24 protein-coding genes and 1 pseudogene are annotated in these 25,214 nt (G+C 76.1%); 13 read left to right on the top strand and 12 right to left on the bottom strand.

Going from position 1 to position 25,214, the window contains the following annotated elements:
- Window positions 1–76 precede the first annotated feature (76 nt).
- Both GL259_RS04650 and GL259_RS04645 read left to right on the top strand, forming a co-directional pair.
- A complete protein-coding gene (locus GL259_RS04650) occupies window positions 77–571 on the top strand; it encodes a hypothetical protein (RefSeq protein ID WP_159529409.1) in 495 nt (164 codons plus the stop codon).
- 20 nt (window positions 572–591) lie between these two features.
- On the top strand, window positions 592–1,473 hold the full coding sequence (locus tag GL259_RS04645; RefSeq protein ID WP_159529407.1) for an SDR family oxidoreductase: 882 nt from the start codon (window positions 592–594) through the stop codon (window positions 1,471–1,473).
- A 32-nt stretch (window positions 1,474–1,505) separates the two neighbouring features.
- Here GL259_RS04645 and GL259_RS04640 read toward each other — a convergent pair whose 3' ends face one another.
- From GL259_RS04640 to GL259_RS04625, 4 genes and pseudogenes are all read right to left on the bottom strand, one after another.
- Complete coding sequence (locus GL259_RS04640) at window positions 1,506–2,519, bottom strand: DUF5914 domain-containing protein (RefSeq protein WP_159529405.1); 1,014 nt, start codon at window positions 2,517–2,519, stop codon at window positions 1,506–1,508.
- Window positions 2,516–3,529: a phytoene/squalene synthase family protein gene (locus GL259_RS04635; RefSeq protein WP_159529403.1), complete on the bottom strand. Its 1,014-nt coding sequence runs from the start codon at window positions 3,527–3,529 to the stop codon at window positions 2,516–2,518. The genes GL259_RS04640 and GL259_RS04635 overlap by 4 nt, the downstream gene beginning before the upstream one ends.
- A pseudogene (locus GL259_RS04630) lies at window positions 3,526–5,054 on the bottom strand (phytoene desaturase). The gene GL259_RS04635 and the pseudogene GL259_RS04630 overlap by 4 nt, the downstream one beginning before the upstream one ends.
- Window positions 5,051–6,397 (bottom strand): polyprenyl synthetase family protein, encoded by a 1,347-nt coding sequence (locus GL259_RS04625; RefSeq protein WP_159529401.1) that lies wholly within the window; start codon window positions 6,395–6,397, stop codon window positions 5,051–5,053. The pseudogene GL259_RS04630 and the gene GL259_RS04625 overlap by 4 nt, the downstream one beginning before the upstream one ends.
- Window positions 6,398–6,689: 292 nt before the next feature.
- Between GL259_RS04625 and GL259_RS04620 the strand changes: the two genes are divergently transcribed.
- The 3 genes from GL259_RS04620 to GL259_RS04610 are packed head-to-tail and all read left to right on the top strand — an operon-like array spanning window position 6,690 to window position 10,225.
- Entirely contained in the window at window positions 6,690–7,886 is a 1,197-nt protein-coding gene (locus tag GL259_RS04620) for a lycopene cyclase family protein (RefSeq protein WP_159538390.1), read from the top strand.
- Window positions 7,887–7,931: 45 nt separating this feature from the next.
- Window positions 7,932–8,663 carry a methyltransferase domain-containing protein gene (locus GL259_RS04615; RefSeq protein WP_159529399.1) on the top strand — a complete coding sequence of 244 codons (732 nt, stop codon included), beginning with the start codon at window positions 7,932–7,934 and terminating at the stop codon, window positions 8,661–8,663.
- Window positions 8,660–10,225 carry an FAD-dependent oxidoreductase gene (locus tag GL259_RS04610; RefSeq protein ID WP_159529397.1) on the top strand — a complete coding sequence of 522 codons (1,566 nt, stop codon included), beginning with the start codon at window positions 8,660–8,662 and terminating at the stop codon, window positions 10,223–10,225. Before GL259_RS04615 ends, GL259_RS04610 begins: the two co-directional genes overlap by 4 nt.
- 36 nt (window positions 10,226–10,261) lie before the next feature.
- Here GL259_RS04610 and GL259_RS04605 read toward each other — a convergent pair whose 3' ends face one another.
- From GL259_RS04605 to GL259_RS04570, 8 genes are all read right to left on the bottom strand, one after another.
- Window positions 10,262–10,582, bottom strand: coding sequence for an STAS domain-containing protein (locus GL259_RS04605; RefSeq protein ID WP_208026433.1), 321 nt, complete (start codon window positions 10,580–10,582; stop codon window positions 10,262–10,264).
- Between the two features lie 59 nt (window positions 10,583–10,641).
- The gene (locus GL259_RS04600; RefSeq protein WP_159529394.1) at window positions 10,642–11,721 is read right to left on the bottom strand and encodes a cobalamin-dependent protein; all 1,080 of its coding nucleotides are present in this window, start codon (window positions 11,719–11,721) and stop codon (window positions 10,642–10,644) included.
- On the bottom strand, window positions 11,718–13,391 hold the full coding sequence (locus tag GL259_RS04595; protein ID WP_243762249.1) for a GAF domain-containing SpoIIE family protein phosphatase: 1,674 nt from the start codon (window positions 13,389–13,391) through the stop codon (window positions 11,718–11,720). Before GL259_RS04595 ends, GL259_RS04600 begins: the two co-directional genes overlap by 4 nt.
- Window positions 13,392–13,593: 202 nt before the next feature.
- Window positions 13,594–14,274: an adenosylcobinamide amidohydrolase gene (locus GL259_RS04590; RefSeq protein WP_159529390.1), complete on the bottom strand. Its 681-nt coding sequence runs from the start codon at window positions 14,272–14,274 to the stop codon at window positions 13,594–13,596.
- A 75-nt stretch (window positions 14,275–14,349) separates the two neighbouring features.
- Window positions 14,350–14,772: an ATP-binding protein gene (locus GL259_RS04585; RefSeq protein ID WP_159529388.1), complete on the bottom strand. Its 423-nt coding sequence runs from the start codon at window positions 14,770–14,772 to the stop codon at window positions 14,350–14,352.
- 76 nt (window positions 14,773–14,848) lie between these two features.
- The gene (locus GL259_RS04580) at window positions 14,849–15,025 is read right to left on the bottom strand and encodes a hypothetical protein (protein ID WP_159529386.1); all 177 of its coding nucleotides are present in this window, start codon (window positions 15,023–15,025) and stop codon (window positions 14,849–14,851) included.
- Between the two features lie 74 nt (window positions 15,026–15,099).
- On the bottom strand, window positions 15,100–16,167 hold the full coding sequence (locus GL259_RS04575) for a DUF6745 domain-containing protein (RefSeq protein ID WP_159529384.1): 1,068 nt from the start codon (window positions 16,165–16,167) through the stop codon (window positions 15,100–15,102).
- A gap of 55 nt (window positions 16,168–16,222) precedes the next feature.
- Complete coding sequence (locus GL259_RS04570) at window positions 16,223–16,549, bottom strand: hypothetical protein (RefSeq protein WP_159529382.1); 327 nt, start codon at window positions 16,547–16,549, stop codon at window positions 16,223–16,225.
- A 218-nt stretch (window positions 16,550–16,767) separates the two neighbouring features.
- On the opposite strand from GL259_RS04570, the gene GL259_RS04565 reads away from it, so the two are divergent.
- From GL259_RS04565 to pgm, 8 genes are all read left to right on the top strand, one after another.
- Window positions 16,768–17,724, top strand: a complete 957-nt coding sequence (locus GL259_RS04565; protein WP_159529380.1) for an STM4015 family protein — start codon at window positions 16,768–16,770, stop codon at window positions 17,722–17,724.
- 7 nt (window positions 17,725–17,731) lie between these two features.
- Window positions 17,732–18,670, top strand: coding sequence for an STM4015 family protein (locus GL259_RS04560; protein WP_159529378.1), 939 nt, complete (start codon window positions 17,732–17,734; stop codon window positions 18,668–18,670).
- Window positions 18,651–19,826 carry an STM4014 family protein gene (locus GL259_RS04555; protein WP_159529376.1) on the top strand — a complete coding sequence of 392 codons (1,176 nt, stop codon included), beginning with the start codon at window positions 18,651–18,653 and terminating at the stop codon, window positions 19,824–19,826. Before GL259_RS04560 ends, GL259_RS04555 begins: the two co-directional genes overlap by 20 nt.
- A gap of 79 nt (window positions 19,827–19,905) precedes the next feature.
- Complete coding sequence (locus tag GL259_RS04550) at window positions 19,906–20,727, top strand: STM4013/SEN3800 family hydrolase (protein ID WP_159538388.1); 822 nt, start codon at window positions 19,906–19,908, stop codon at window positions 20,725–20,727.
- The gene (locus GL259_RS04545) at window positions 20,724–22,094 is read left to right on the top strand and encodes an STM4012 family radical SAM protein (RefSeq protein WP_159529374.1); all 1,371 of its coding nucleotides are present in this window, start codon (window positions 20,724–20,726) and stop codon (window positions 22,092–22,094) included. The genes GL259_RS04550 and GL259_RS04545 overlap by 4 nt, the downstream gene beginning before the upstream one ends.
- A gap of 11 nt (window positions 22,095–22,105) precedes the next feature.
- Window positions 22,106–22,954, top strand: coding sequence for an STM4011 family radical SAM protein (locus tag GL259_RS04540; protein WP_159529372.1), 849 nt, complete (start codon window positions 22,106–22,108; stop codon window positions 22,952–22,954).
- A gap of 57 nt (window positions 22,955–23,011) precedes the next feature.
- Entirely contained in the window at window positions 23,012–23,440 is a 429-nt protein-coding gene (locus GL259_RS04535) for a hypothetical protein (RefSeq protein ID WP_159529370.1), read from the top strand.
- Between the two features lie 104 nt (window positions 23,441–23,544).
- Entirely contained in the window at window positions 23,545–25,185 is a 1,641-nt protein-coding gene (gene pgm / locus GL259_RS04530; protein ID WP_159529368.1) for a phosphoglucomutase (alpha-D-glucose-1,6-bisphosphate-dependent), read from the top strand.
- Window positions 25,186–25,214: the final 29 nt, after the last annotated feature.

The following is a 25,214-nucleotide window of genomic DNA, read 5'->3' as shown; positions in this document are numbered from 1 at the left end:
CCGGCGGCCCGTCCGGACCCGGCCCGCCCGCGACGGCGGGCCCAGCACACCACCGACCACAGGCGGAGGCGAGACGATGACCGGACACGACGACGGCCCCGACCGCGCGCACCAGCGCCCCGAAGGCGTCACCGACGAGCTGGTGGAGGCACTCGGGTCGCTGTCGAAGGCACTGGAGACCACCGAGCGCGCCCGGGGCCACCTCTACAGCTTCCACCAGCTCACCGGCACCGCCGACCTGGAACTGGACCGGGCGGTCGAACTGCTGGACAAGGCCGGGCACCCGGACTGGGCCGAGACGGTGCGCACCCGGGTCCTGGGCCGCAACGTGATCCCCGGCCACTGGACGTTCCAGATCGTCGAGGCCTACGACGCCACGTACTACCAGCCGTTCAAGGAGATCGAACAGGCCGCCGTCGAGGAACTGGCCGAGGGACGGGACCACCTCTACGAGGCCGAGATGAAGGAGGCCCGCCGCACCGCCGGCCACCCCGACCACACCGCCCGCCCCGGGACCACCGGGCGGACCGGGACCCGCGCCGGGGAGCACGACCGCTCCGGCCGGGAGTGATCCCCCGAAGGGAACGGCCGATGAAGGACAACCCGCTGAGCCGCCGCACCGTCGTGGTGACCGGCGCCGCGCGCGGCGTCGGAGCGGCCCTGGCCCGCGACCTCTCCCGGCGCGGCGCCCGGCTGGCGCTGCTCGGCCACGAGGGGGCGCTCCTGGAGGCGGTGGCGGACGGCCTGCCCACGGCGGCCCTGGTCCGCGAGGTCGACATCACCGACGAGGCCGCCCTCGCGGACGCGGCCGGCCTGATCAGGACGCGCCTGGGCACCCCCTCGGCCGTCGTGGCCAACGCCGGCGTCGCCGAAGGGGGTCCGTTCGCCACCTCCGACCCCGCCCAGTGGCGGCGCGTGATCGACGTCAACCTGACCGGCAGCGCGGCCACGGCCCGCGCCTTCCTGCCGGACCTGCTGGAGACGAAGGGCTACTACCTCCAGGTCGCCTCACTGGCCTCGATCGGCGCCGCGCCGATGATGAGCGCCTACTGCGCCTCCAAGGCGGGGGTGGAGGCGTTCGCCCACTCCCTGCGCGCCGAGGTCGCGCACCGCGGCGTGGCCGTGGGCATCGGCTACCTGAACTGGACCGACACCGACATGATCCGCGACGCGGACCGCCACCCCGTCCTGCGCGAGCTGCGCGGCCACATGCCGCCGCCGGCCCGGCGCGTGTACCCGGTGGACCAGGTCGCCGCCCGGCTCGGCTCGGCCGTGGAACGCCGGAGCACGGCCGTGTACGTGCCCCGCTGGCTGCGCCTGGCGCAGGGGGCGCGGGCCGCGCTGCCCCCCGTCGTGCTGCGGGTGGCCCGCCGCGAGCTGGCCCGGCTGGAGGCCGAGGACCCCCTGCGGCACACCGGTCCCCTGGGCGCCGGAGGGGAGGCCGACCGGGCGGCCGCCCGCGCGGACACCTGACCACGGGCGGGCGGCCGCGCCGGCCGGGGTGGTCAGCCCGGGAAGCGCCCCGTGGCGCGCAGCGCCCAGCGCCGCTCGGCGTAGGCCAGGTCGTCGCGCCACAGCCGGCCGGCCGCGGCCCGTACGAGCGGGCGCAGCAGCGGGGCCGCGCCCCGCGCGACGGCGAAGCCCGGACGGTCGGAGGCCGCCACCACCGCCTCGACGACCGCCGTGCGGGGCCGTCCCCGGTCGTCCGGGCCCAGGGGGACGGCGTGCGTCTCGACCACGGACCCCGCCCCCTCGCCCTCGGTGATGTGCATGACGACCGTGCGCGGTTCGGGCGCGGTGAACACCGCCCGCACCGGCACCACCAGCCGCCCCGCGACCTTGAAGGACACGTCCACGGTGAAGGCGTCCACGCTCGCGTCCGTACCGTCCGGTGAGCCCACCACGGTGAGGTCGACGAACGAGTAGGGGTGGAACCAGGCCCCGTGCCAGGGGTCCAGGCGGTTGGCCACCACGTCCTCGGGCTCGCAGGTCCCCACCCCGGTGTACACGGCCGACACGGCCCGCGCCCCGGGGGGCCGCCGCGGCACCACGGGCGCGTCCAGCGGCGCCTCGCCGCCCACCGCGTCCAGCCGGACCCACACCAGCACGCCGTCGTCGTGCGCCGGGAACGGCTCCCAGCCCGCGAAGGAGCCGCCGTCCAGGGCGAGTCCGTGCCAGTGGCACACCAGCGTGCCGCAGCGCACGGGGCTGTCCCGCAGGGGCGCCCCCAGGTGGGGGCAGATCCCGGGCCCGGCGACCGCACGGCCGCCGGCGTCCCGCCACACCACCACCTCCTGTCCCGCCACGGTGCGCGCCAGCGGACGGTCGCCGCGCACGTCGCGGGAGGCCCCCACGACGTACCAGTTGCCCGACGGACGCGCCTGGGCCCGCTTCAGCGCCCCGGAGATCACGGCGGGCCGTGCCTCGCGCCAGGTGGGACGCTGCCGCTCCCACGGCACCGCGCGCCTGCGCAGGGACAGGGGCAGGCGCCGGCGCCCGCCCGTGGATCCGGTGTTCACGCGACCTCCTCGGAAACCGGCGGGTACGGCCCGCCGCAGGGGACGGGCGGGGGGACGTCCGGGCGCGGCCCGGCGCCACGGGCGCGCAGCCGGGCGGCGGCCACCCGGGCCAGCCCGTCGGCGGCGACCGCGGCACGGCGCCGGCGGGGGACCACCGCGCGGCGGTGCACCACCGCGTACCCGTCCCGGGCGACGGCGTCCAGGATGCCGCCGTACAGCACGAACGCGGTGCGGATGCAGGGGCGGGAGACCGGGTCGAGCATCCCGAGGCCGGGCGCCGCCTCCCGGTACACGCCCCTTGTCAGCGCCTCGAACTCCTCCAGCGCCGCGGTGATGCGCCGGTCGCGGCGCCCGGTGTCCCGGCTCCACCGCAGCAGCGCCCGGTCGGCGCCGTGCGCGGCGAGCAGGTCCGCGGGCAGGTACACGCGCCCCCGGTCGAGGTCCTCGCCCACGTCGCGCAGGAAGTTGGTCAGCTGGAAGGCCACCCCGAGGGCGGCCGCGTGCGGCGCGGCCTCGTCCCGGGGGACGACCGTGCCCAGGACCGGGAGCATCTGCAGCCCGATCACCGCCGCGGAACCGTGCATGTACCGGCGCAGGTCCGCGTAGGTGGCGTAGTCGGTGACCACCAGGTCGGAGCGCATGGCGGCCATGAAGTCGGCGAAGTGGGCGTGGTCGATGCCGTACCGGCGCGCCGTGTCGGCGAGGGCCCGCACCACCGGCTCGCCGCTGTCGCCGTCCCGCAGCCCCTTGTCCAGCTCCCGCTGGAGCGCGGACAGTTCGGCGTCGCGGCGCGCGGCCGGCACCCCGGTGCCGAGCGCGTCGACGATGTCGTCGGCCCAGCGGGCGAATCCGTACAGGGCGTGCACGGCCGGCCGGCGCTCGACGGGCAGGAGCCGGGTGGCGAGGAAGTACGTCCGGCCGTGCCGGGCGTTGAGCCGGCGGCACCGGTCGTACGCCTCGCGCAGCACCGGATCGGTGACGCCGGCCGCGTCGAGTTCCCGGGCGGTCATGCGGAGGCCTCCTGCGTACGGGGGAGAGGGGTACGCGGCCGTCCCGGGCCGCCGGTGATCCGGGCCGCGGCCAGCTTCCCGGACAGCAGCACGGTCGGCACGCCGACCCCGGGTGTGGTGCCGCAGCCGGCCAGGACGGCGTTCCCGGTGCCGCGGACCAGGTTGCGGGGGCGGAACGGGCCCGTCTGGGCGAAGGTGTGGGCCGCCGAGAACGGCGTGCCGGCGGCGTGCCCCTGCGCGTACCAGGCGGCGGGCGTGACGAGGCTCTCGGCCTCGATCGCGGACCCGATCCCGTCCAGCCCGCGCCGCTCCAGTTCGCGCAGCAGCTCGTCCCGGTAGCGCGGGGCGAGGTCGCTCCAGGCGGCGGCGTCCGGCCCGATGTCGGTGTTGGGGCACGGGGCGAGGACGTAGTGCAGGTGGCGGCCCGGCGGGGCGAGGGAGGGGTCGGTGGCGGTGGGCCGGGTGATGAGCAGCGACGGGTCGCTCATCAGCCGGCCGGTGCGGGTGAGCTCGTCGAAGGTGGTGCGCCAGGCGGCGCCGAAGGAGAGGGTGTGGTGCGCCAGGTGCGGCCAGGTCCGGTCGGTGCCCAGGTGCAGCACGACCGCGGACGGGGAGTGCCGCAGCCGCACCGGACGCCGTGGCGCACGGCCCAGCAGCCCGTAGGCGACGGGCAGGTCGGGGGTGAGGACGACCGCGTCGCAGGGGATGCGGCCCTGCTCGGTGACCACGGCGGTGATCCGGTCGCCGGAGCGCTCCAGCCGGGTCACCTCGTGGCCGAACCGCAGGTCGGCGCCCGCGTCGGCGGCGGCGTCCGCCATGGCCCGCGGCAGCGCGTGCATCCCGCCCCGCGGGAAGTACACGCCGGCGACGGTGTCCATGTAGGCGATGACGGCGTACGCGGCCAGGGCCCGGGCCGGCGGGACGCCCGCGTACAGGGCCTGGAAGGAGAAGACGCGGCGCAGCCGCTCGTCGCGCAGGAAGCGCCCGATGCGCGCGTCCAGCCGCCCGAACCCGCCGAGCGCCGCGAGCCGGGCGAGGTCGGCGTTGAGCAGGCCGAGGGGCGAGTCGAAGTTGGCGTCGATGAAGCGGCGCATCTGGGCGCGGTGCAGCCGTTCCAGCCAGCCGCGCAGCCGCAGGTAGCCGGCCGCCTCGCGGGCGCCGGCGAAGCGCTCGACCTCCGCGGCCATCGCGTCGGCCCCGGTGTGCACGTCGAGACCGCTGCCGTCGGCGAAGCGGGCCCGGTAGGCCGGGTGGAGCGGGACCAGGTCCACGCGCTCGCGCAGGCTGTCACCGACGGCGGCGAACGGCTCGTCGGCCAGGTCGGGCATGGTCAGCACGGTGGGACCGGTGTCGATCCGGTAGCCGTCCAGCTCCGTGCGCCCGGCCCGCCCCCGGGCAGCGGGTCCCGTTCGACGACGGTGACGCGGCGGCCCGCGCCCAGCAGGTGCAGGGCCGCCGACAGCCCGGCCAGTCCGGCGCCCACGACGACGACGTGATCGGTGCGGCCCGGCACGGTGCGGGTCATCGACCGGCCCCCTCGGCCCCGCCGGCGGGCGGCGGGACGGACCCGGCCGGGTCCGGCTCCGCGCCGTGGGGAGGGGTGTCCGGCGGGGGCGCCGCCCCGTTCGCGGCGGAGGCCAGCAGCAGGCGCAGCCGCGGTCCGCCGACCGGATCGAGGAGGGCGTCGTCGGCGTGCCGCAACGCCCGGGCCACCAGCCGGCCGATCCTCGTCTCGACCGCGTCGCGGGCACCGGTGCCCGTCAGGACCTCCCGCACCTCCTCCAGACCGGCCCGGGTGAGCGCGCCCTGGCCGAGTGAACGTTCCAGCACGTCCAGGGCACGGTGGTCGCCGGCGGCCTCGGCCCGGGCGCGGGCGAGGGCGACGAGATACGTCGGCTTCCCCTCGCGGATGTCCCCGCCCGCCGGCTTGCCGGTGTGCCGCGGGTCGCCGAACACGTCGTCGAGGTCGTCGCGGAGCTGGAAGGCCAGGCCGGCGCAGCGGCCGGCCGAGCACAGCGCCGCCCGGGTGGCCTCGTCCGCACCCGCGAGGGCGGTGCCGAGGGCGATCGGCCGTTCCACGGAGTACAGGGCGCTCTTGAGGCAGGCGGCGTGCAGCGCGCGCGGCAGGGAACGCGAGCCCGTGGCCTGGCCGTGCAGGTCCAGGTACTGGCCGGCCACCATCTCCGTCCGCATGTCGGCCCACAGACGGCGCACCGCCCTCGCGGTCCGGGGCGCGAGCGGGGTCTCGGCCAGGAGGTCGTCCGCCCAGGCGAGCGCCAGGTCCCCGGCGAGGATCGCGGCCCCGTCGCCGAGGCGCTCGGCACGGGCCCGCGGTGCCGCGTCCCCGTACTGGGCGGCGACGTCGGCGTGCAGGGCGGGCCGCCCGCGGCGCAGCGCCGAGCCGTCCATCACGTCGTCGTGGACGAGCGCACAGGTCTGCAGGAGTTCGAGCGCCGCGCCGATCCGCAGGGCCGCGGTGACCGAGGGGCCGTCACCGCCGCCGCAGGCGCGCAGCGCCCACCAGACGAAACGCGGGCGGACGCGCTTGCCGCCCGCCTGGGTGAAGCGCGCGACCCGCCCGGCCAGGTCGTCGCCGGACAGCGGGTCCACGGCCCGCGCGCGGGCGACCCGGTCGGCCAGCACGTGGTCGAGCACGCGGCCGACCGCGGCGGGCACGTCCCGGTCCACGGCGAGCGCGCCGCCGATCCCCGCCGGAAGCAGGGCCTGCGCCGCGTACGACGGCACGTCGGGCTCCTCGTCCGGCACGCCCTCGCGCCGCGGCCGGCCGGAGGGTGCCGACCGGGGCACCGGGCGCGCGACGAGCAGCGGTCCCTCCGCGTGGTGATCCTCCACCTGTGTGCGGCGCATCCCGGTTCCTCTCGTCCTGGTCACAGATCGCTCGGTCACCCCCGTCCTTCCGTTCGCGCCCCGCGCGCGGATGCGGGACGGGCCGGAAAACCGGGTCGGCTGCCGGCACATGCCTTCCCCGCGCGACCCCACCACCTCACCGGAACCAGTCCGTCACACATCCGAGTGACCCGCATCCGATCGGGCACACAGGCAGGAATGCTGACCGGGTGCGGGTGCACCGAGGACCGGGTGCGTGCGCACCGAGGAACGGGCGCGCGTGCGCACCGAGGAGCGGAAGGAGGACGCCGTCGTGCCGGAGGCGGAGGTGGCCATCGTCGGGGCGGGAGCCGCCGGACTGTCCCTGGCCCATCGCCTGTCGCGAACCGCGCCGGGGAGACGCGCGCCGTCGGTCGTCCTGGTGGACGCCCCGCCCGGCCCGCTGCGCCCGCCGCGCCGGACGTGGTGCTTCTGGGAGCCCGGCGGGGGCCGCTTCGACGCCGCGCTCACGGCGGCCTGGCGGCACCTGAGGGTGCGTCCCCCCTCGGGCACGCCGGTCGAGGGGGACATCGCCCCGCTGCGCTACAAGATGATCCGGTCCGACGACTTCGAGCACCTGGTCGCGCACGACCTGGCCGCGAGCACGGCCGTACGGCGCCTGGAGGCGACCGTCGAGACCGTGGAGGACGTCCACGGGGGAGCCCACGTCCACCTGCGGGACGCCGACGGCCGGCCGGACGTCCTGCGCGCCCGCTGGGTCTTCGACTCGCGGCCCCCGGGCAGCCTGCCCGCCGCCCGCACCACGCTCCTGCAGCACTTCCACGGCTGGTTCGTGCGCACCGCCCGCCCGGTCCTCGACCCGCTCACCGCGGAACTGATGGACTTCCGCACCCCCCAGCCCGCGAGGGGCCTGTCGTTCGGCTACCTCCTGCCCGTGAGCCGCCGCGAGGCGCTGGTGGAGTACACGGAGTTCTCCCCGCGCCCCCTCTCGGCGGAGGAGTACGAGGCGGCGGTGCGGCGGTACGCCGAGGAGGTGCTCCGTCTCGGTGAACTCGAGGTCCTGTCCACCGAGACGGGCGTCATCCCGATGACCGACGCCCCGATGCCCCGGCAGGTGGGCGAGTCGGTCTTCCGCATCGGTGCCGCGGGCGGCGCCACCCGCCCCTCGACCGGCTACACCTTCGCCGGGATCCAGCGGCAGACGAGCGCCGTCGCCGCCGCCCTCCGCCGGGGCCGCCGCCCGGTGCCGCCGCCCGCGCACTCGGCCCGCTCCCGGGCCATGGACGCCGTACTGCTGCGCGCCCTGGACAGCGGCCGGACCGACGGCCCCGCGCTCTTCTCCCGCCTCTTCTCCCGCGTGTCCATGCGGCACCTCCTGCTCTTCCTCGACGGCCGCACCCGGCTCCACGAGGACCTCGCCGTCGGCCTGCACGCCCCCGCCGGCCCGATGCTCCGCTCGGCGCTGGAACTGCCCCTCCTGCCCCGCCGCCCGTTCGAGGACGGCCCCTGACTCGGCCGCCGCCCGCACCCGCCCCCTTCCGCCCCAGGAGACCGCATGACCCTGCTGCGCGACGAGGACCTCGCCGCCGCGTTCGACCACGCCGCCCGCGGTTACGACGCCCTGGTGGCCGCCAACCCCGGCTACCACGCCCAGCTGCGCCGCTCGGTGCGCCGGCTCGGCCTGCCCCGCGGCGGCCACGGCCTGCGCGTACTGGACCTCGGCTGCGGCACCGGCGCGTCGACCGCCGCGCTCGCCGCCGTGCTGCCGGGGGCGCGGATCACCGCCGTGGACGCCTCCGCCGGCATGCTGGAGCGGGCCGCCGCCAAACCCTGGCCGGACGGCGTGACGTTCACCCGGGCGCCCGCGGAAGGGCTGGCGGAGGCGGGCGTGAAGGGCCCGTTCGACGCGGTGTTCGCCGCCTACCTGTTCCGCAACGTCTCCGATCCCGACGCCGTGCTCACCGGGGTGCGCGCGCTGCTCGCCCCCGGCGGACGGCTCGGCGTGCACGAGTACACCCTCGGCGGGCGCCGCGTGGACCGCGCGGTGTGGACCCTGGTGTGCCGCGGCATCGTCCAGCCGGCGGCCACCGCGCTGGGGGACGGCGCGCTCTACCGCCACCTGTGGCGCAGCGTCGTGGAGTTCGACACCGCCGGCCGTTTCGCGGACCGGCTGCGCGCGGCCGGTTTCGACCGCGTCCGCTGTCTGCCCCTGCCGGGCTGGCAGACGGGCATCACCCACACCTTCGTCGGCCTGCGGCCCCGCACGGAACCGGAGAACGAGCGATGACCCCCTCCCGTCGTCCGGACGCCGCCCGCCGCGGCCGGGACCGCCGCGCCCGCGTGCTGACGCCGCCCCCCGGGGCGCGCCGGATCGAGGGCGCTCGTCCGACGACCGCCGTCATCGGCGGCGGCATCGCCGGACTGGCCGCCGCGACCGCGCTGGCCGAGCGCGGAGCGGCCGTGACGCTCTACGAGCGCCGGCCCTTCCTGGGCGGGCGGGTCGGCGGATGGCCGGTCGACCTGAACGACGGCACCCCGGTCACCATGAGCCGCGGCTTCCACGCGTTCTTCCGCCAGTACTACAACCTGCGCGGCCTGTTGCGCCGCACCGACCCCGGTCTGGAACGGCTCACCGGCCTGCCGGACTACCCGCTGCGCCACAGCGACGGACTGCGGGACGGCTTCCGCCACGTCCCGCGCACCCCGCCCTGGAGCGCGCTCGGCTTCGTGGCGCTCAGCCCCTCCTTCGGCCTGCGCGACCTGCGCCGCATGAACCCGGCCGCGGCACTCCCGCTGTTCGACGTCCGGGTGCCCGAGGTGTACGAACGCCTCGACGGCATCAGCGCCCACGACTTCCTCGACGCCGTCCGCTTTCCGCCCGCCGCCCGCCACCTGGCGTTCGAGGTGTTCTCCCGCAGCTTCTTCGCCGACCCGCGGCAGCTCTCGGCGGCCGAGATGGTGCTGATGTTCCACATCTACTTCCTCGGCTCCGCCGAGGGCCTGCTGTTCGACGTGCCCGACGCGCCCTTTCCCGCGGCCCTGTGGGAACCGCTCGCCGGATACCTGCTCCGGCACGGTGCCGAGGTCCGCACCTCCACGGCCGTCGAGACGGTCGACCCCCTCGCCGGCGGCGGCTACGAGGTCGCCACCGCCGACGGGGCACGGCGCCACGACACCGTCGTGCTCGCCCTGGACGTCGCGGGACTGCGGTCCCTGGTCGCCCGTTCCGGCCGGCTGGGCGACGGCCCGTGGCGGGAACGCGTCGCACGCCTGCGCAACGCCCCGCCGTTCCTCGTCACCCGCCTGTGGCTGGACCGGCCCGTCGCCCCGGACCGGCCCGGCTTCCTGGGCACCGGCGGGTACGACAGCCTCGACAACATCAGCGTGCTGGACCGCTACGAGGACGAAGCGGCCCGCTGGGCCGCCCGCACCGGGGGCTCCGTGGTCGAGCTCCACGCGTACGCGCTGCCCCCCGGGGCCTCCCGGGAGACCGAGCAGAAGCGGCTGGTCGACCAGCTGCACCGCGTCTACCCGGAGACGCGCGGGGCCGGGATCGTCGACGCCCGCCACGAGTGGCAGGCCGACTGCCCCCTGTTCCCCGTCGGGGGCCACGCCGGCCGGCCGACCGTGCGCACGCCGGACCCCGGACTGGTGGTGGCCGGTGACCTGGTGCGCACCGACCTGCCCGTGGCGCTGATGGAACGCGCGGCGACGACCGGGTTCCTGGCCGCCAACGCCCTGCTGGAGCGCTGGGGGGTGCGCGGGCAGACGCTGTGGACCGTGCCCGACCGGGGGCGCGGCGCCGTGCTGCGGGGTCTGGCCAGGTGGGGGGAGAGACGGCTGGACTGACGAGGGGTCACCCGACGGGACGCCGGTGACCGGAGGTCAGGGGGCCGGGGGCCCGGCCGTGTCGCCCGGGTCCTCCCGCGCCCCGTCCGCCGTGAACGCGGCGGTGAGATGCTCCAGCACGTTGGTCTGGTGGAGGATGCGGTCGAGGACCACGGGCCGGTTGTCCAGGCGCAGGGCGACGCGGGCGGCGCTGGTGTGACGGTGGATCATCAGCAGCGCCGACAGGCCCAGCGGGTCGATGCGCACCAGATCGCGGAAGTCCAGCCGCACCTCGCGCGGCGGCGCCTCCCCGGTCAGACGGGCGACCACGGTGTCGATCAGCTCCGCGCCGCTGACGTCGTCGAGTTCTCCGGCCACGGGCACCGTCAGCGTGCCGGTCCGCGGGGCCGGGCGGAGGCGGGCATCGGGGGGCCTGCTCATACGGGAGCGCCCGGGGCGGTGGGGGAGGGCCGTCCGTCGAGCCGCGCCGCGCCCTCGCGGACCATGCGCAGGCCGCGGGGGAAGTCGTGCAGCTGCCCGGTCAGGAGGTCCAGTCCGGCCACCAGGGAGCGCGCCGGAACACCCCGTGCCGACAGGACCCCGGCCGTCCAGCCCAGGAAGCCGGTGAACACCTCCGCGTCGTCCACGTACAGGGCGGTGGCCAGGAAGTCGACGATGTGGACGAGGTCCTCCGCGGTCCGCTCCCGTTGCGCGTCGCTGTAGCCGCGCATGGCGGGGAAACGGCTCTCCAGCTCCGTCAGCACCTGCTTGACCAGCCGGCTGCGCGACTGGACCACCATGGTGTACTCCTGGTCGACCAGGTGCGGCAGGTCGTCGACCACCTGCCGGATCGCCGTCGGCCTCGGCAGACCGGCCTCCAGCACGGCGGCCGCGCCGCGGGCGTCCGCGGCCCACGCGTCGGCGCCGAGGGCCCGGGCGAACCGGCCGTCCTCGCCGAAGGCCCTGCCCCCGGCCAGGACGGGTACGCCGACGGCCTGGCAGGCGGTGATGGCCGCGTGCGCCGTCGGCAGGTGGGTGGGGATCGATCCGGAGAGCAGGACGGCGTCGGAGTTGGTCTGGTGCTGGTGGGCGACCAGGTGCGGCGTGGGGGTCTGGGCGCCCAGGTAGTCGACCCACCAGCCCCGCAGCCGCAGGACCTCGGCGACGAGGCGGGCCGGGAACGCGTGCCATTCGCCGTCGACGCAGGCGACCGTCACCCGCCCGCGGTGGGCGGGGGAGGGCCTGCCCGCCCCCGGGCGGTGGACGAGTGCGGTGATCACCCGCTCGTTGATCGCCGTGGCGGCGTGCTCCTGGGCGACGGTGATCCGGTCGGCGGCCCACTCGGCACCGATCCGCTCCTGCACCGCCGCGACGACGTCGAGCAGCAGGTCCTCCTCGCCCCATCCGGCCCCGAGACCGGCGCGGACGACGTCGACGGCGTCGTGCTCGCTGCCCTCGAGCACCGCCTGCCAGAGCCTGTCGCGCAGGGCGGCGGCCGGCGTGCGGGTCCCGCTCATGTGTTCCTCCCCGGCTGTCCGCCGTCGACCGCGTGTTCGCCGGCACCGGCCGACGGGCCGGTCCTGGGCGCGCCGATGGCGAGGACGGCCATGTCGTCGTGACGGCCGGAACCCAGCCACTGCGCGGCCAGCATCTGCACCCGCTCGACGATCGCCTCGCCCGGCATCCCCGCGCACTCCACCAGCGCCTGGCGCAGGCGGCGTTCACCGAACAGCTCGTCGCCCAGCGGTCCGCCGCGGGCCTCGGTGATGCCGTCGGTGTACAGCAGGCACGTCTCCCCGGGGGCGAGCACCGTCTCGGCCGTGCGCACCGTCACGGTGGGCAGCGCACCGACGAGGGTGCCGTGCGTGTCCACCTCCTCGACCCCGCCGTCCGCGCGGACGACGAGCGGCGGCATGTGCCCGGCGCTGGTCAGCCTCAGACGCACATGGCTGCCGTCGCGCTTCACGGAGACCAGCACCAGGGTGGCGAACCGGGTGTGGTGCGAGGTGAGCAGGGCCCCGTTGAGCAGGCGCAGGACCTGCTGGTGGTCGGACGCCAGCGGCAGCAGCGCGTGCAGCGTGTTGCGGATCTTCCCGGTCAGCACCGCCGCCTCCAGGCCCTTGCCGGCCACGTCGCCCAGCACGACGAAGGTCTCCCGGGAGGCGTCGGCGCCGGGGTGGACGTCGTAGAAGTCCCCGCCGACGCGTTCGTGGTCCATGGCGGTGCGGTAGCGGCCCGCGTACTCCACTCCGTGCACGCTGGTCAGGGTGGGCGGCAGCAGTTCCCGCATGAGCGTGGCGGTGATCGCGGTCTGTTCGCTGTACAGACGCGCGGCCGACAGCGCGGTGCCCGCGCGTGCGGCGAAGAGCCGGGCGAACGCCTCCTCGTCGGGGGTGAACGCCTGCTCGGTGCCGGACCGGAGCAGGATCAGCGCGCCGGCGGGCACCCCGTGGCCGGGGAGCGGCGTGACGATGACGGAGCCGACCGGCCCGGAGAAGCCCGCCGGGATCACCCAGTCGGGGATGTCGTCGGGGTTGATCCAGCGGGCCGGCACCGGCGGGAACCCGCGCAGGGCCTCGGCCAGCCCCGGGACGCCGTGCGGATCGATCTGGCGGGTCTCCTGGACCACGGGCTCCCCGCGCCGGGCATGGGTCACGGCGTAACGGCGGCCGACGGGCGGGGTGACGAGCACGGCGGCGTCGGCGAGATGCTCCGCGGCCATCTGCGCGGCCACCTCGGCGCAGCGCGGCACGTTCAGCGACGACAGCAGGGTGCTGAAGAGCACGGCGAGGGTGTCCGCCCGCTCCCGGGCGCGGTGCAGGGAGGCCTCCGCCAGGTGGCGGCCGGTGCCGTCGACCAGCCACCACGCCACGCTCCCGTCGGCGGCCGGGGTGGGACGGGCCTCGTAGAAACGGTCACCGATCCTCCCGCTCGGCGGATCCGCCGACGCGGCGCAGGTCCCGTCGGTGTGGCACCGGTGTGCGTCCGACAGCCAGGACGGCAGCGCGTCCCGCGCGGGGCTCTCGCCGGAAGGGCCCGGCAGCAGCAGCCGGGCGGCCCGGTTCCGGTCCACGACGGCGCCGTTCGCGTCGAGGACCAGGACCGGGTACGGGGCGTCGCTCCACGAGGGAGCGGCACTGACGTCCGCGCAGCGGGGGTCGGTGGAGGAACCGGGGGAAGGAATCACAAGCGGAGGCACGCGCCGTGCGCACCCCACCACCTCTCTGGCCGGAAAAAGTGTCCAGCGGCAACCGTCCCCCATCCGTGCCCGTGAAGCAACCCGCCCCGGCCGGCGACGCGCACCGCAGGCCGGCTGTGTACCCCGGAACCCGCGCACCACGCCGGGCTCCCGCCGCACGCGGCGTGACGTGCGCCACGGACGGCCGGGATCAGGGCGCGGCCGCGGCCTCGCGCACGGCGCGGTGGACGGCGCGCGCCAGCCGTGCCCCCCACAGGGAACGGGGCCCCGCGAAGGCGTGCTCCTCCTCGCCCGGGCCGGGAGCGCGAGCGGTGACGCACACCGCGTCGGTGGGAGTGCCGGAGCAGTCGTGACCGGCCTCCACCAGGGCCTGCACCTTCGCCTCCGTGGCGGTGGCCACCGCGTTGACCAGCGCGGCGTCGGTGAGTGCCACGGGCAGGGCGACGACGATGTTGATCGTGCCCGGCGCCTGGGATCCGCTCGTGCCCTCGTCGGGCCGTGCGGCCCAGCCGCGCACCTCGACGCCCGCCGTGACGAAGGCGTCCACGCCCGCGTCTCGCGCGTGCGCGTACGCCGAGACGTCCGCCGCCGTCATCAGCCCCACCCCGGGGCCCCGCGCACCCGCGGCGGCGGCGAGGCCGGCGAGGTGCCGGTCGGGGTCGGTGCGCCGGTAGCCGTGGGTGACCTGGGCGTTGAGGACCCAGGCGCGCTCGCCGATGCCTCCGCCCAGCACCGCGCTGCTGATCATCCGCCTGCCGGGCCCCGCGGTCCAGAGCAGCGAGTGCAGCCGCTCGCCGTTCTCGACGCGGGTCAGGCGCCGCGGGTGCGGCAGCCCCGGGGCGGTGCGGGGCTGGGGGAGAACGGCGGTCACCGTGCTGGGCTCCTTGCGAGGGGCGGACCGACCGATCGTAGGGCGGGGCGGCCGTCCCCCGTGCACGGGGGACGGTCAGTGCGGCGTGCCCTCCTCCCCGGGCCCCCGGAAGCAGGCGGTGACGGTCTTGCCGTGGGGGCACGGGCGGGCCTCCCAGTCGTCGGCCAGGGCGTCGACCAGGAACATGCCGCGTCCGCCGACGCGTTCGGTGCTCGGCCCCCGGGGCGTCGGCAGGGTGGTGGAGGTGTCGTGCACCGATATGTGCAGGCAGCTGTTGTCCCACGACATGATCAACTGTGCGGCGCTGCGGGCGTGGGTGTGCGCGTTGGTGACGAGCTCCGAGACGGTCAGCAGCACGGCGTCCGCCGTCTCGGGGGCGGTGGTGGTCCAGCCCAGCGCGTCGAGGTGCTCGCGCGCCCAGTCCCGGGCCGCCTTCACCCCGCGGTCCATGGGCAGTGAGCGTGCCCAGCCCACGGCCCGGACCGACGATTCGTTCATGGTGGTCCTTCCCGGTCGCGGCCGCGCGGCCCGGGCATGTGCGTGCCGGACCGCGCGGAGAGGGGAGCGGAGAGGGTCAGCGGTGGCCACCGCGGAACCTGCCCAGCAGACGCTGGGCCTGGGCCCGGCGCCGCGGGTCGGCCGCGGCCCGCCGTACCTGCTCGGCCGTCCGCCGTCCCTGAGGGCTCCTCGCGAACTGCTTGATGCGCTCCATCATGCTCGGCATGGCGCGGCCCCTTTCCGTGGTGTCCACTTGCGTCCTGCGTCCTTGACGTACTCCGGTTACCCCCTGCGGGCGGACTCAGCCCTGCGGGTGCGCGGCCGGGCTCACGTCTCCTCCAGCGGCTCGTACACCTCCGGTCCCAGACCGAACGTCCACGCCACCCCCGCCCGCGCCGTCCGCGTGTCCGGCGGCACGCGGAGCCAGTACGTGCGCCGGGTGCCGTCCGGTTCGGGCGTGGAGTTGAGGACCTCGACCATGACGACCGGCTCGTCGCCGTCCAGTTCGATGCGCCAGAGCGTGCCCGTGCCGTCCCGGTGCACCGGCCGGGCTCCGGAGTCGGCCAGGTAGCGGTCGTAGCCGTAGTGCTCGAGCATCACCCGCCGCAGCTCGGCGTTCTCCTCGGCCCGGATCCGCTCCGGCGTGAGGGTGCGCAGCTCCTCCAGGAAGGCGCGCGGCACCGGCATGCCGCGCCAGGCGCACAGGGCGAAGCCGTCGGGGAACTCCAGGGCCGGGCCGTCGCCGCGGTCGAGCCGGCCGGCCTCGTCCCGGTGCAGCGCGACGGGGCGTTCGCACACCACCGCCACCTTCTCGAACGGCCACCACCAGCCGGCGCTGCGGCACACCTGGGCCAGTCCGTCCAGCGGGGAGCCGTCGGTGTGCAGGGCGGCCAGCCACGGCGCGTCGTGCTGCCCCAGCAGCGCGTCCAGCAGGATCAGCCGTGTCCCGGTGCGGGCGGCCCGGCCGTCCGCGGCGAGGTCGTCGAGCACCCCGGTGCGGATCCGGTCCACCAGCGCCTGCGTGGTGTCCCACAGGGCCCCGCCGGTCCGCGCCCAGTGCCGGGACCAGCCCGCCGCGCCCAACTCCTCGTGCAGCCGGCGGCGTTCGGCCGCCCACGGCGCCGTGCGCACCGCCTCGCGCACGCTCGCCCCGAAGTCCGTGCCCTGCCGTATCAGCGTCACGGCCTCGCGCGGCGACCCGGCCCAGACCACGCGCTCCGGCTCGGCCAGCCCGGCGCTGCGGTACGCCGCCCGCACGCCCTCCTGCGCCGCGGCACGGTCGGCGGGCACGGCGGCCGCGGCCCACGCGCGCCAGCGTCCCGTCCGGTCCGCCCCCGTCCCGTCCCCGAAGCCGCCGGTCCCGGCCACCGCACCGCTCTCCTGCGTGAGCGTCATCGTCAACGTCCCCTGTCCTGTGTTCGGTTCGTCCCTCGTCCGGCCGCCGGGCCCGTCAGTCGGCCACCAGCCGCACCGAACCGGGGACGTACTCCCGCTGCCGGATCACGCGGTACCACCCCTCGGGCAGCGCGATCGAGGCGTGCTCCTCGTGGACCACCCGGCCGCCCTCGGGCAGGTGCAGCAGGAACGGCCCGAAGGGGCCCGGCTCGCGCACGAGTTCGCCCCGGCCGAGCACCGCGTGGGCGTGCCCGGTGACCTCCCCCAGGGCCAGCACGAGCCGCCCCCGGGCGTCGCGCGGCTCCTTGGGCGCGTCCGGGACGTGGGACGGCACCGCCTCGTCCGCGACGGGCACGATCAGCACGTCTCCCTGCCGGTACATGGCTCTCCCCTCCGCTCCGGCGCACGGCGCTCCGGAGTCCATGCGCAGACGGTACGAGCCGCCACTGACAACGGACCGTCACCGCCACCCGCCGACGGGCGTTGTCGGTCGCTGTTGGTAGAACTGCTGCACGCCCCGCCGAACGGCCCGCACCTCCGTGCTCCGTGACGGCTCCGCACGCGCACCGTCCCTCCCGCCGCACGACAGGAGCAGCCCGCATGACCATCGGTGACCACCTCGAGGAGTTCCACGGCCTCCCCGCCTTCACCTTCCCCGGGTCCGGCGAGGCGGTCGAGCTGCCCGAACCCGACGCCGTGGCCTGGCGGATCGCCGCCGTGACGTACGACGCCGAGAACTCGTGGACGGAGGTCTTCGCCCGCTTCTGCTCCGCGGTCGACACCACGCGGGTCCGCGCCCTGATCGTCGGCGTCTGGGAGGACGCGTACGACTCCGCCCCCTCCGACGTCGTCGAGGCGCTGGTGGCCGCGCGCGACCGGCTGCCCGCCCTGCGCGCGGTGTTCCTCGGGGACATCGTGTTCGAGGAGTGCGAGATCTCCTGGATCACCCAGGGCGACGTCGCACCGCTGCTGGCCGGCTTCCCCGGACTGGAGGAGTTCGGCGTGCGCGGCGGCCAGGGGCTCCGGTTCCCCGCCCTGCGCCACGACGGGCTGCGCAAGCTGGTCGTGGAGGCCGGCGGCCTCCCGGCGGAGGTCGTCCGCGGCGTCGGGGCCAGCGAACTGCCCGCCCTGGAACACCTCGACCTGTGGCTCGGCACCTCCTGGTACGGCGCCGACAGCGAGGTCGCCGACCTGGAGCCGATCCTGTCCGGGACCCGGCTGCCCCGGCTGCGGCACCTGGCCCTGCGCAACAGCGAGATCCAGGACGAGGTCGCCGCCGCCGTGGCGTCGGCCGCGGTGGTCGCCCGGCTCGACGTGCTCGACCTGTCCATGGGCACCCTGAGCGACGACGGCGCCGCCGCCCTCCTCGGCGGCCAGCCGCTGACCCACCTCAGGAAGCTGGACCTGCACCACCACTACATCGGCGAGGAACTCCGGCGGCGCATCCGCGAGACGCTGGAACCCGCGGGCGTCGAGGTGGACCTCGACCAGGACGACGCCGACTGGGACGAGGACGACGACGGCACCGTCCACCGCTACGTCGCCGTGGGGGAGTGAGCACCGCGTGGGCCACTACCCTTCCCACCTGACGCACTTCCACGGCCTGCCCGTGCACCTCTTCGACGGCGCCGGCCCGCGGCTCCCCGCTCCCGCCTCGGTCGCCTGGCGGCTGTCGGCCGAATGGGAGATCCCGTTCGAGGAGCGGTGGGGCTCGTTCCTGGACCGGGTCCGCACCGACGAGGTCGTGGCCCTGGTCGTCGGCGCCTGGTGGCAGGAGTGGGACGAGCACGGGATCGGTCCCGTCCTCGACCTGCTCACGGCCGAGGCACACCGGTTCCCGGGGCTGCGGGCGGTGTTCCTCGCGGACGTCGTGTCGGAGGAGACGGAGATCTCCTGGATCAGGCAGGGCGACGTCAGCCGCGTGCTGCGCGCCTGGCCGGGACTGCGCGAGCTCGGCGTGCGCGGCGCCGAGGGCCTGGTGGTCGAGCCCCTGCGGCACGAGGCGCTGCGCGTGCTGCGCGTCGAGTCCGGCGGCCTGCCCCCCGAGCCGGTGCGCGCCCTGGCCGCCTGCGACCTGCCCGCCCTGCGCCACCTGGAGCTGTGGCTGGGCACCGCCTGGTACGGCGGCGACTGCACCGTCGACGACGTCCGGGCCCTCCTGGCCGCGCTGGACCGCAGCCCCGGGCTGCTCCACCTCGGCCTGCGCAACAGCGACATCCAGGACGGGATCGCCGCCGCCGTGGCCGCCGCGCCCGTCGTCGCGGGCCTGGACTCCCTCGACCTGTCCATGGGCGCCCTCGGCGACGACGGGGGAGCCGCGCTGCTCTCGGGGCAGCCGCTGACCCATCTGCGGGCGCTCGGCCTCGGGCACCACTTCATGAGCGAGGAGATGGTCCGCCGCGTGCGCGGGGCACTGGGACCGCACGTCCCGGACCTGGACCTCACCCCCGCCCGCCGTCGCACGCACCGGCCGGAGGCGCGCTATGTCGCGGTCGGCGAGTGACCCGGCGCCGGCCGCCCCGGCACCGCGCTTCGCCGTCGTCGGCAACCCGGACAACCGCAGGGTGACGCTCTTCGCCGACGCCGTCCGCGCGGCCGGGCTGCCCGCGCCGCGCGTCGTGGCCTGGGAGGAGGTCCTGCGCTCGGGCGGAGCCGGGTTCGCCGCCGACGAGGTCGTCCGGCTCGACTCGCCCGGTGAGCATCCCGGGGTCGACCGGTTGCTGCGCGGCGTCCAGGACCCCACCAGGGTCGAGGGCTCGGCGCTCTGGTACGCGCGGTTCACACGGGCGCTGCGCGGCCTGCGGGGCGGGGTCCGCCTCGACGACGCGGACGAACTGGCCGTCCTGTTCGACAAGCGGCGCTGCCACGCGGCCCTGGCCGCGGTGGACGTCCCCGTGCCGTACTCACCCACCTCCGGGCCCGGCGCCGCACGGGTGACCGGCTGGGACGACGTGCGCACCGTCATGCGCGACCACCGCATGCCGAGGCTCTTCGTCAAGCTCGCGCACGGCTCCTCGGCCTCCGGCGTGCTCGCCGTGGAGGCGTCGGGCAGCGGCCGCATCCGGGCCACCACCTCCGTCGAACTCACCGCGGACGGACGGCTGTTCAACTCCCTCGCGGTGCGCCGCTACGAGCGGGAGCGGGACATCGCCGCCATCGTGGACACGCTCGCCCCGGACGGCCTCCACCTCGAACGCTGGCTCCCCAAGGCCTCCCAGCGGGGGCGCGCCGCCGATCTGCGGGTCGTGGTGGTGGCCGGCCGCGCCACCCACGCCGTCGTGCGCACCAGCGGCTCACCGCTGACCAACCTCCACCTCGGCGGCAGCCGCGGCGACCTCGACGCGGCGCGCGACGCCGTCGAGGCGGCCGGTGCCCACTGGGCGGACGTCCTCGCCGTGTGCGAGCGCGCGGCGGCCTGCTTCCCGCGCACCCTGTGCGTGGGTGTCGACCTGCTCCCGGCCGTCGGCTGGCGGCGGTTCGCGGTCGGCGAGGTCAACGCCTTCGGTGACCTGCTGCCCCGCCTCACGGGACTGCCGGGCAGCGGGGCGGAGGGCCTCGACACCTACGCGGCCCAGGTCGCGGCGGTCCTGCGCCGCGCCGCCGACTCGTCCCACCCGCACCACTTGCACAGAACGGGGAGCACCCATGTCAGCGCCTGAACCGCCCGCCTCGACGCAGCCCGTCCCCGGCGCACCCGCACCGGGCCGTCGGGACGGGGACGAGTCCGTCACCCCGGACATGAACGAGATCGTCGGCAGCCACGACATCCTGCTCGTCACCCTCGACACGCTGCGTCACGACGTCGCCGCCGAACTCGCCGCCGCCGGCCGCATCCCGAACCTGGCCCGCCACCTGCCCGGCGGGCGCTGGGAGAAGCGGCACGCCCCGGGCAGCTTCACCTACGCCTCGCACCAGGCGATCTTCGCCGGCTTCCTGCCGACCCCCGTCACGCCCGGCCCGCATCCGCGCCTGTTCGCCGCCCGCTTCGCCGGCAGCGAGACCACGGCCGGGGGGACCTTCGTCCACGACACCCCGGACCTGGTCTCCGGCCTCGCGAAGGAGGGCTACCGCACGGTGTGCGTCGGCGGGGTCGGCTTCTTCAACAAGCAGGGCCCGCTCGGCTCGGTCCTGCCCGGGCTCTTCCAGGAATCCCACTGGGAACCGGAGTTCGGCGTCGCCTCGCCCACCTCGTTCGAGGCGCAGGTGGCCCGTGCGGAACACGTCGTACGCGAACTGCCCCACGAACAGCGCCTGTTCCTCTTCGTCAACGTCGCCGCCCTGCACCAGCCCAACTGGTTCCACCGGCCCGGCGCGACCCGCGAGGACGGCGACACCCGGGAGACGCACGCCGCCGCCCTGGAGTACGTCGACCGGCACATCGGCCGGCTGTTCGCCGCCGCGAGCAGCCGGCGCCGCTGTTTCGCCATCGTCTGCTCCGACCACGGCACCGCCTACGGGGACGACGGCTACACCGGTCACCGCATCGGCCACGCGTCCGTGTGGACCGTGCCCTACGCCCACTTCTTCCTCGACCGCACCCCCGCCGGAGCGGCCCGATGACCACCGCCACCCGCCCCCGGTCCGGCGCCGACGGCGCGGCGAGCCCGTACCAGAGCTACGTCTACGCCTACCCGCACAAGACCGCCTACCGCGCGCTCCCCGACCGGCCCCGCCTGAGCACCCTCTGGGCCGCCGAGCCCAAGGACGCCCTCTCCCTCTACCTGCACGTCCCGTTCTGCGAGATCCGCTGCGGCTTCTGCAACCTGTTCACCCGCATCGGTGCCCCGGACGGCCTGACCGGTGCCTACCTGGACGCCCTGGACCGGCAGGCGGCCGCCGTGCGCGAAGCACTGGGGGAGCGGGAGCCGGTGCGGTTCGCCACGGCGGCCTTCGGCGGCGGCACCCCCACCTTCCTCACCGCCGCCGAACTGGAGCGGCTGTGCACCATCGCCGAGCACCGGATGGGCGCCGACCTGCGCGCGGTCCCGCTGTCGGTGGAGGCCTCGCCCGCCACCGCCACCGCCGACCGGCTGGAGGTCCTGGCCGCGCGCGGCACCACCCGCCTCAGCCTCGGCGTGCAGAGCTTCGACGACGGCGAGGCCCGCGCCGCCGTACGGCCCCAGCGCCGCGCCGACGTCGAGGCGGCCCTCGGCCGCGTCCGCGACGCCCGGATCCCCGTCCTCAACATCGACCTGATCTACGGCATCGACGGCCAGACGGAACGGAGCTGGCTGCGCTCCCTGGACGCGGCCCTCGCCTGGCGGCCCGAGGAGCTGTACCTCTACCCCCTGTACGTACGCCCCCTCACCGGCCTCGGCCGCCGCGCCGGCGAGACGGACCCGGCCTGGGACGACCAGCGGCTGCGGCTGTACCGGCTGGGCCGCGACCACCTCCTCGCGCACGGCTACCGGCAGCAGTCCATGCGGATGTTCCGCCGCGCGGACGCCCCGCCGCAGGGCGCGGACGACTACGCCTGCCAGACCGACGGCATGATCGGCCTCGGCTGCGGCGCCCGCTCGTACACCGCCGCACTGCACTACTCCTTCGACTACGCCGTCGGCATGCACGAGATCCGCGGGATCGTCGACGACTACGTCTCCCGCCCGGCCGCCGACTTCGCCCGCGCCGAGTACGGCCGCCGCATCGACACCGACGAGGCCCGCCGCCGGCACCTCCTCCAGTCCCTCCTCCAGGCCGAGGGACTGGACGTCGCCGACTACCGCGCCCGCTTCGGCGGCCGCACGCCGGCGGACGACTTCCCGGCCGAGCTGTCCCGGTTCGCCGGCCGCGGCTGGCTGGAGGACGACGGCCCGCGCGCCGCGCGCCTGCGGCTGACCCCGGAGGGCCTGGCGCACTCCGACGCCGTCGGCCCGGAGCTGTTCTCCCCGGCCGTGCGGGCCGCCATGGCCGCCTACGAGCGGAAGTGAGACCCGCCCCGATGGACCTGACCCTCCTCTACCGGGGCCCGCTGGCCTCGTGCGACTACGACTGCCCGTACTGTCCCTTCGCCAAGCGCCGCGACAGCCGTGAGCAGCTGCGCGCGGACCGCGCCTGCCTGGAGCGGTTCGCCGACTGGGCCACCGGGCAGACCGGCGACCGGCTCTCCCTCCTCTTCACCCCCTGGGGCGAGGGCCTGGTCCGCTCCTGGTACCGGAACACCCTGACGCACCTGTCCCACCAGCCCCACATCCGCCGCGTCGCCATCCAGACGAACCTCAGCTGCCGCACCGACTGGCTCGCCGGCGCCGACCTCACCACCCTCGCGCTGTGGTGCACGTACCACCCGGGTCAGACCCCGTACGACCGCTTCCTGGCCAAGTGCCGCGAACTGGTCCGCCTGGGCGTCCGGTTCAGCGTCGGCGTCGTCGGCCTGCCCGAGCACCTCGAAGCGGCCCGGCGGCTGCGCGCCGACCTGCCGGACCAGGTGTACCTGTGGGTCAACGCCGCCGAGGGCCACGCCTACGACGACGCCGAGGCCGACGTGTGGACCGCGCTGGACCCGCTCTTCCCCTACAGCCGCCGGCCCCACGCCAGCGCGGGTGCGCCCTGCCGCACGGGGGAGTCCGTGATCTCGGTCGACGGGGAGGGCACGGTCCGCCGCTGCCACTTCGTGCGCACCGAGCTCGGCAACCTCTACGACGGCACCTACCGCGCGGCGCTGCGCCCGCGCCCCTGCCCGCTCGCCACCTGCGACTGCCACATCGGCTACGTCCACCTGGAGACGCTCCCGCTGTACGACGTGTTCGCGGGCGGTGTCCTGGAGCGCGTCCCGGCCCCGGCCGGGTAGGGCGACCGCCGGGACGGGCCCGTGTTTGCCGCGGCGGTCAGCGGCAAGGCGGTGTCCATGACCGAACAGAACAAGAACGCGAACCAGAAGACCACCGCTCCCCGGGCCGCCGCCACCAAGGCGCGGCAGGCCACGGACAAGGCGACCGCGCCGGCCGGCCGGGCGGCCGGGGACGCCCGGGACAAGGCGGCTGACGTCACGTCAGCGGCCAGGTCGGGCGCCGGGCGCGCGGCCGGGGCGGCGGGGACCGCCGTGCAGAGCGCGGCCAAGGGCGTCGAGGCGGGCCGCCGCGCGGTCGTCGCCGCCTCGGGGCAGGTCGCCGCCACCGCCAGGACCGCCTGGACGGTCATCGCCGACCGCAAGCTCGTCGCGGCCGGCACCGCCGCGGGCCTGACGGCGCTGACCGCGGCCTCCTACGCGGTGGGCCGCCGCGCGGAACGCCACACCCACGGTCCCCTCACCCGGATGACCGGCGGACGGATCTGACCGGGAGGCGACGGCGCCCGGCCGGCCCCGCTCGCGCGGTACGGCCCCGAAGCGGAAAGATGTGTCCGCAAGCGAAGAAGCAACCCATGCCAAGGAGTGGGCACATGCAGCACGAGCGAGCGGGTGGCCCGGCCGGCCCCGAGGATCTCGTCGACGTCGCTCGGCTGGTCACGGCGTACTACGCACTGCACCCCGACCCCGAGGACCCGGGCCAGCGCGTCGCGTTCGGGACGTCGGGACACCGCGGCTCGTCCCTGGCGGCCGCGTTCAACGACGACCACATCGCCGCGACCAGCCAGGCCATCTGCGAGTACCGCGCCGAGCAGGGCACCGACGGTCCGCTCTTCCTGGGGGCCGACACCCACGCGCTGTCCGAGCCCGCGCGGGTCACCGCCCTGGAGGTGTTCGCGGCCAACGGGGTCACGGTGCTCATCGACAGCGCCGACGGCTACACCCCGACCCCGGCGGTCTCGCACGCCATCCTCACCCACAACCGGGGCCGCACCACGGGCCTCGCGGACGGCGTCGTCGTCACCCCCTCCCACAACCCGCCCGCCGACGGCGGCTTCAAGTACAACCCGCCGAGCGGCGGCCCCGCGGGCTCGGAGGCGACCGGCTGGATCCAGGACCGGGCCAACGCCATCATCCGGGGCGGCCTGAAGGACGTCCGCCGCATCCCCTACGCCCGCGCCCTCGCCGCCCCCGGCACCGGCCGTCACGACTTCCTGGGCACCTACGTCGCCGACCTGCCGAGCGTGCTGGACCTGGACGCGATCCGCGCGGCCGGGGTCCGCATCGGCGCCGACCCGCTGGGCGGGGCGTCCGTCGCCTACTGGGGCCGGATCGCCGAGCAGCACGGCATCGACCTCACGGTGGTCAACCCGCTCACCGACCCCACCTGGCGGTTCATGACGCTGGACTGGGACGGCAGGATCCGCATGGACTGCTCCTCGCCCCACGCCATGGCGTCCCTCATCGAGCGGCGCGACCGCTTCGACATCGCCACCGGCAACGACGCCGACGCCGACCGGCACGGCATCGTCACCCCGGACGCCGGCCTGATGAACCCCAACCACTACCTCGCCACCGCCATCGGCTACCTGTACGCGCACCGCGAGCGGTGGCCGTCCGGGGCGGGGGTCGGCAAGACGCTGGTGTCCTCCGCGATGATCGACCGGGTCGCCGCCGACCTGAAGCGCGAACTGGTCGAGGTGCCGGTCGGTTTCAAGTGGTTCGTGGACGGACTCGCGGGCGGCTCCCTCGGCTTCGGCGGCGAGGAGTCGGCCGGCGCGTCCTTCCTGCGCAGGGACGGCTCGGTGTGGACCACCGACAAGGACGGCATCATCCTCGCGCTGCTGGCCTCCGAGATCACGGCGGTCACCGGGAAGACCCCCTCCGAGCACTACGCCGCGCTCACCGCCCGCTTCGGCGAGCCCGCCTACGAGCGGATCGACGCCCCGGCGACCCGTGAGGAGAAGGCCCGCCTCGCGAAGCTCTCTCCCGCCCAGGTCACCGCGGACACCCTCGCCGGGGAAGCGGTCACCGCGGTGCTCACCGAGGCCCCCGGCAACGGCGCGCCCATCGGGGGCATCAAGGTGACCACGGACAGCGCCTGGTTCGCCGCCCGCCCGTCGGGCACCGAGGACGTCTACAAGATCTACGCCGAGTCGTTCCAGGGCCCCGACCACCTCCGCCGGGTGCAGGAGGAGGCCAGGGGCGTGGTCCTCGCGGCACTGGGCGGCTGAGCCGCCGACCGGCCGGACGGACCGCGCCC

The organism is Streptomyces sp. Tu 3180 (assembly GCF_009852415.1).
GTDB lineage: Bacteria > Actinomycetota > Actinomycetes > Streptomycetales > Streptomycetaceae > Streptomyces.
The sequence above is the reverse complement of the archived record's forward strand: the minus strand, read 5'-3'. Positions and strand labels throughout refer to the sequence as shown.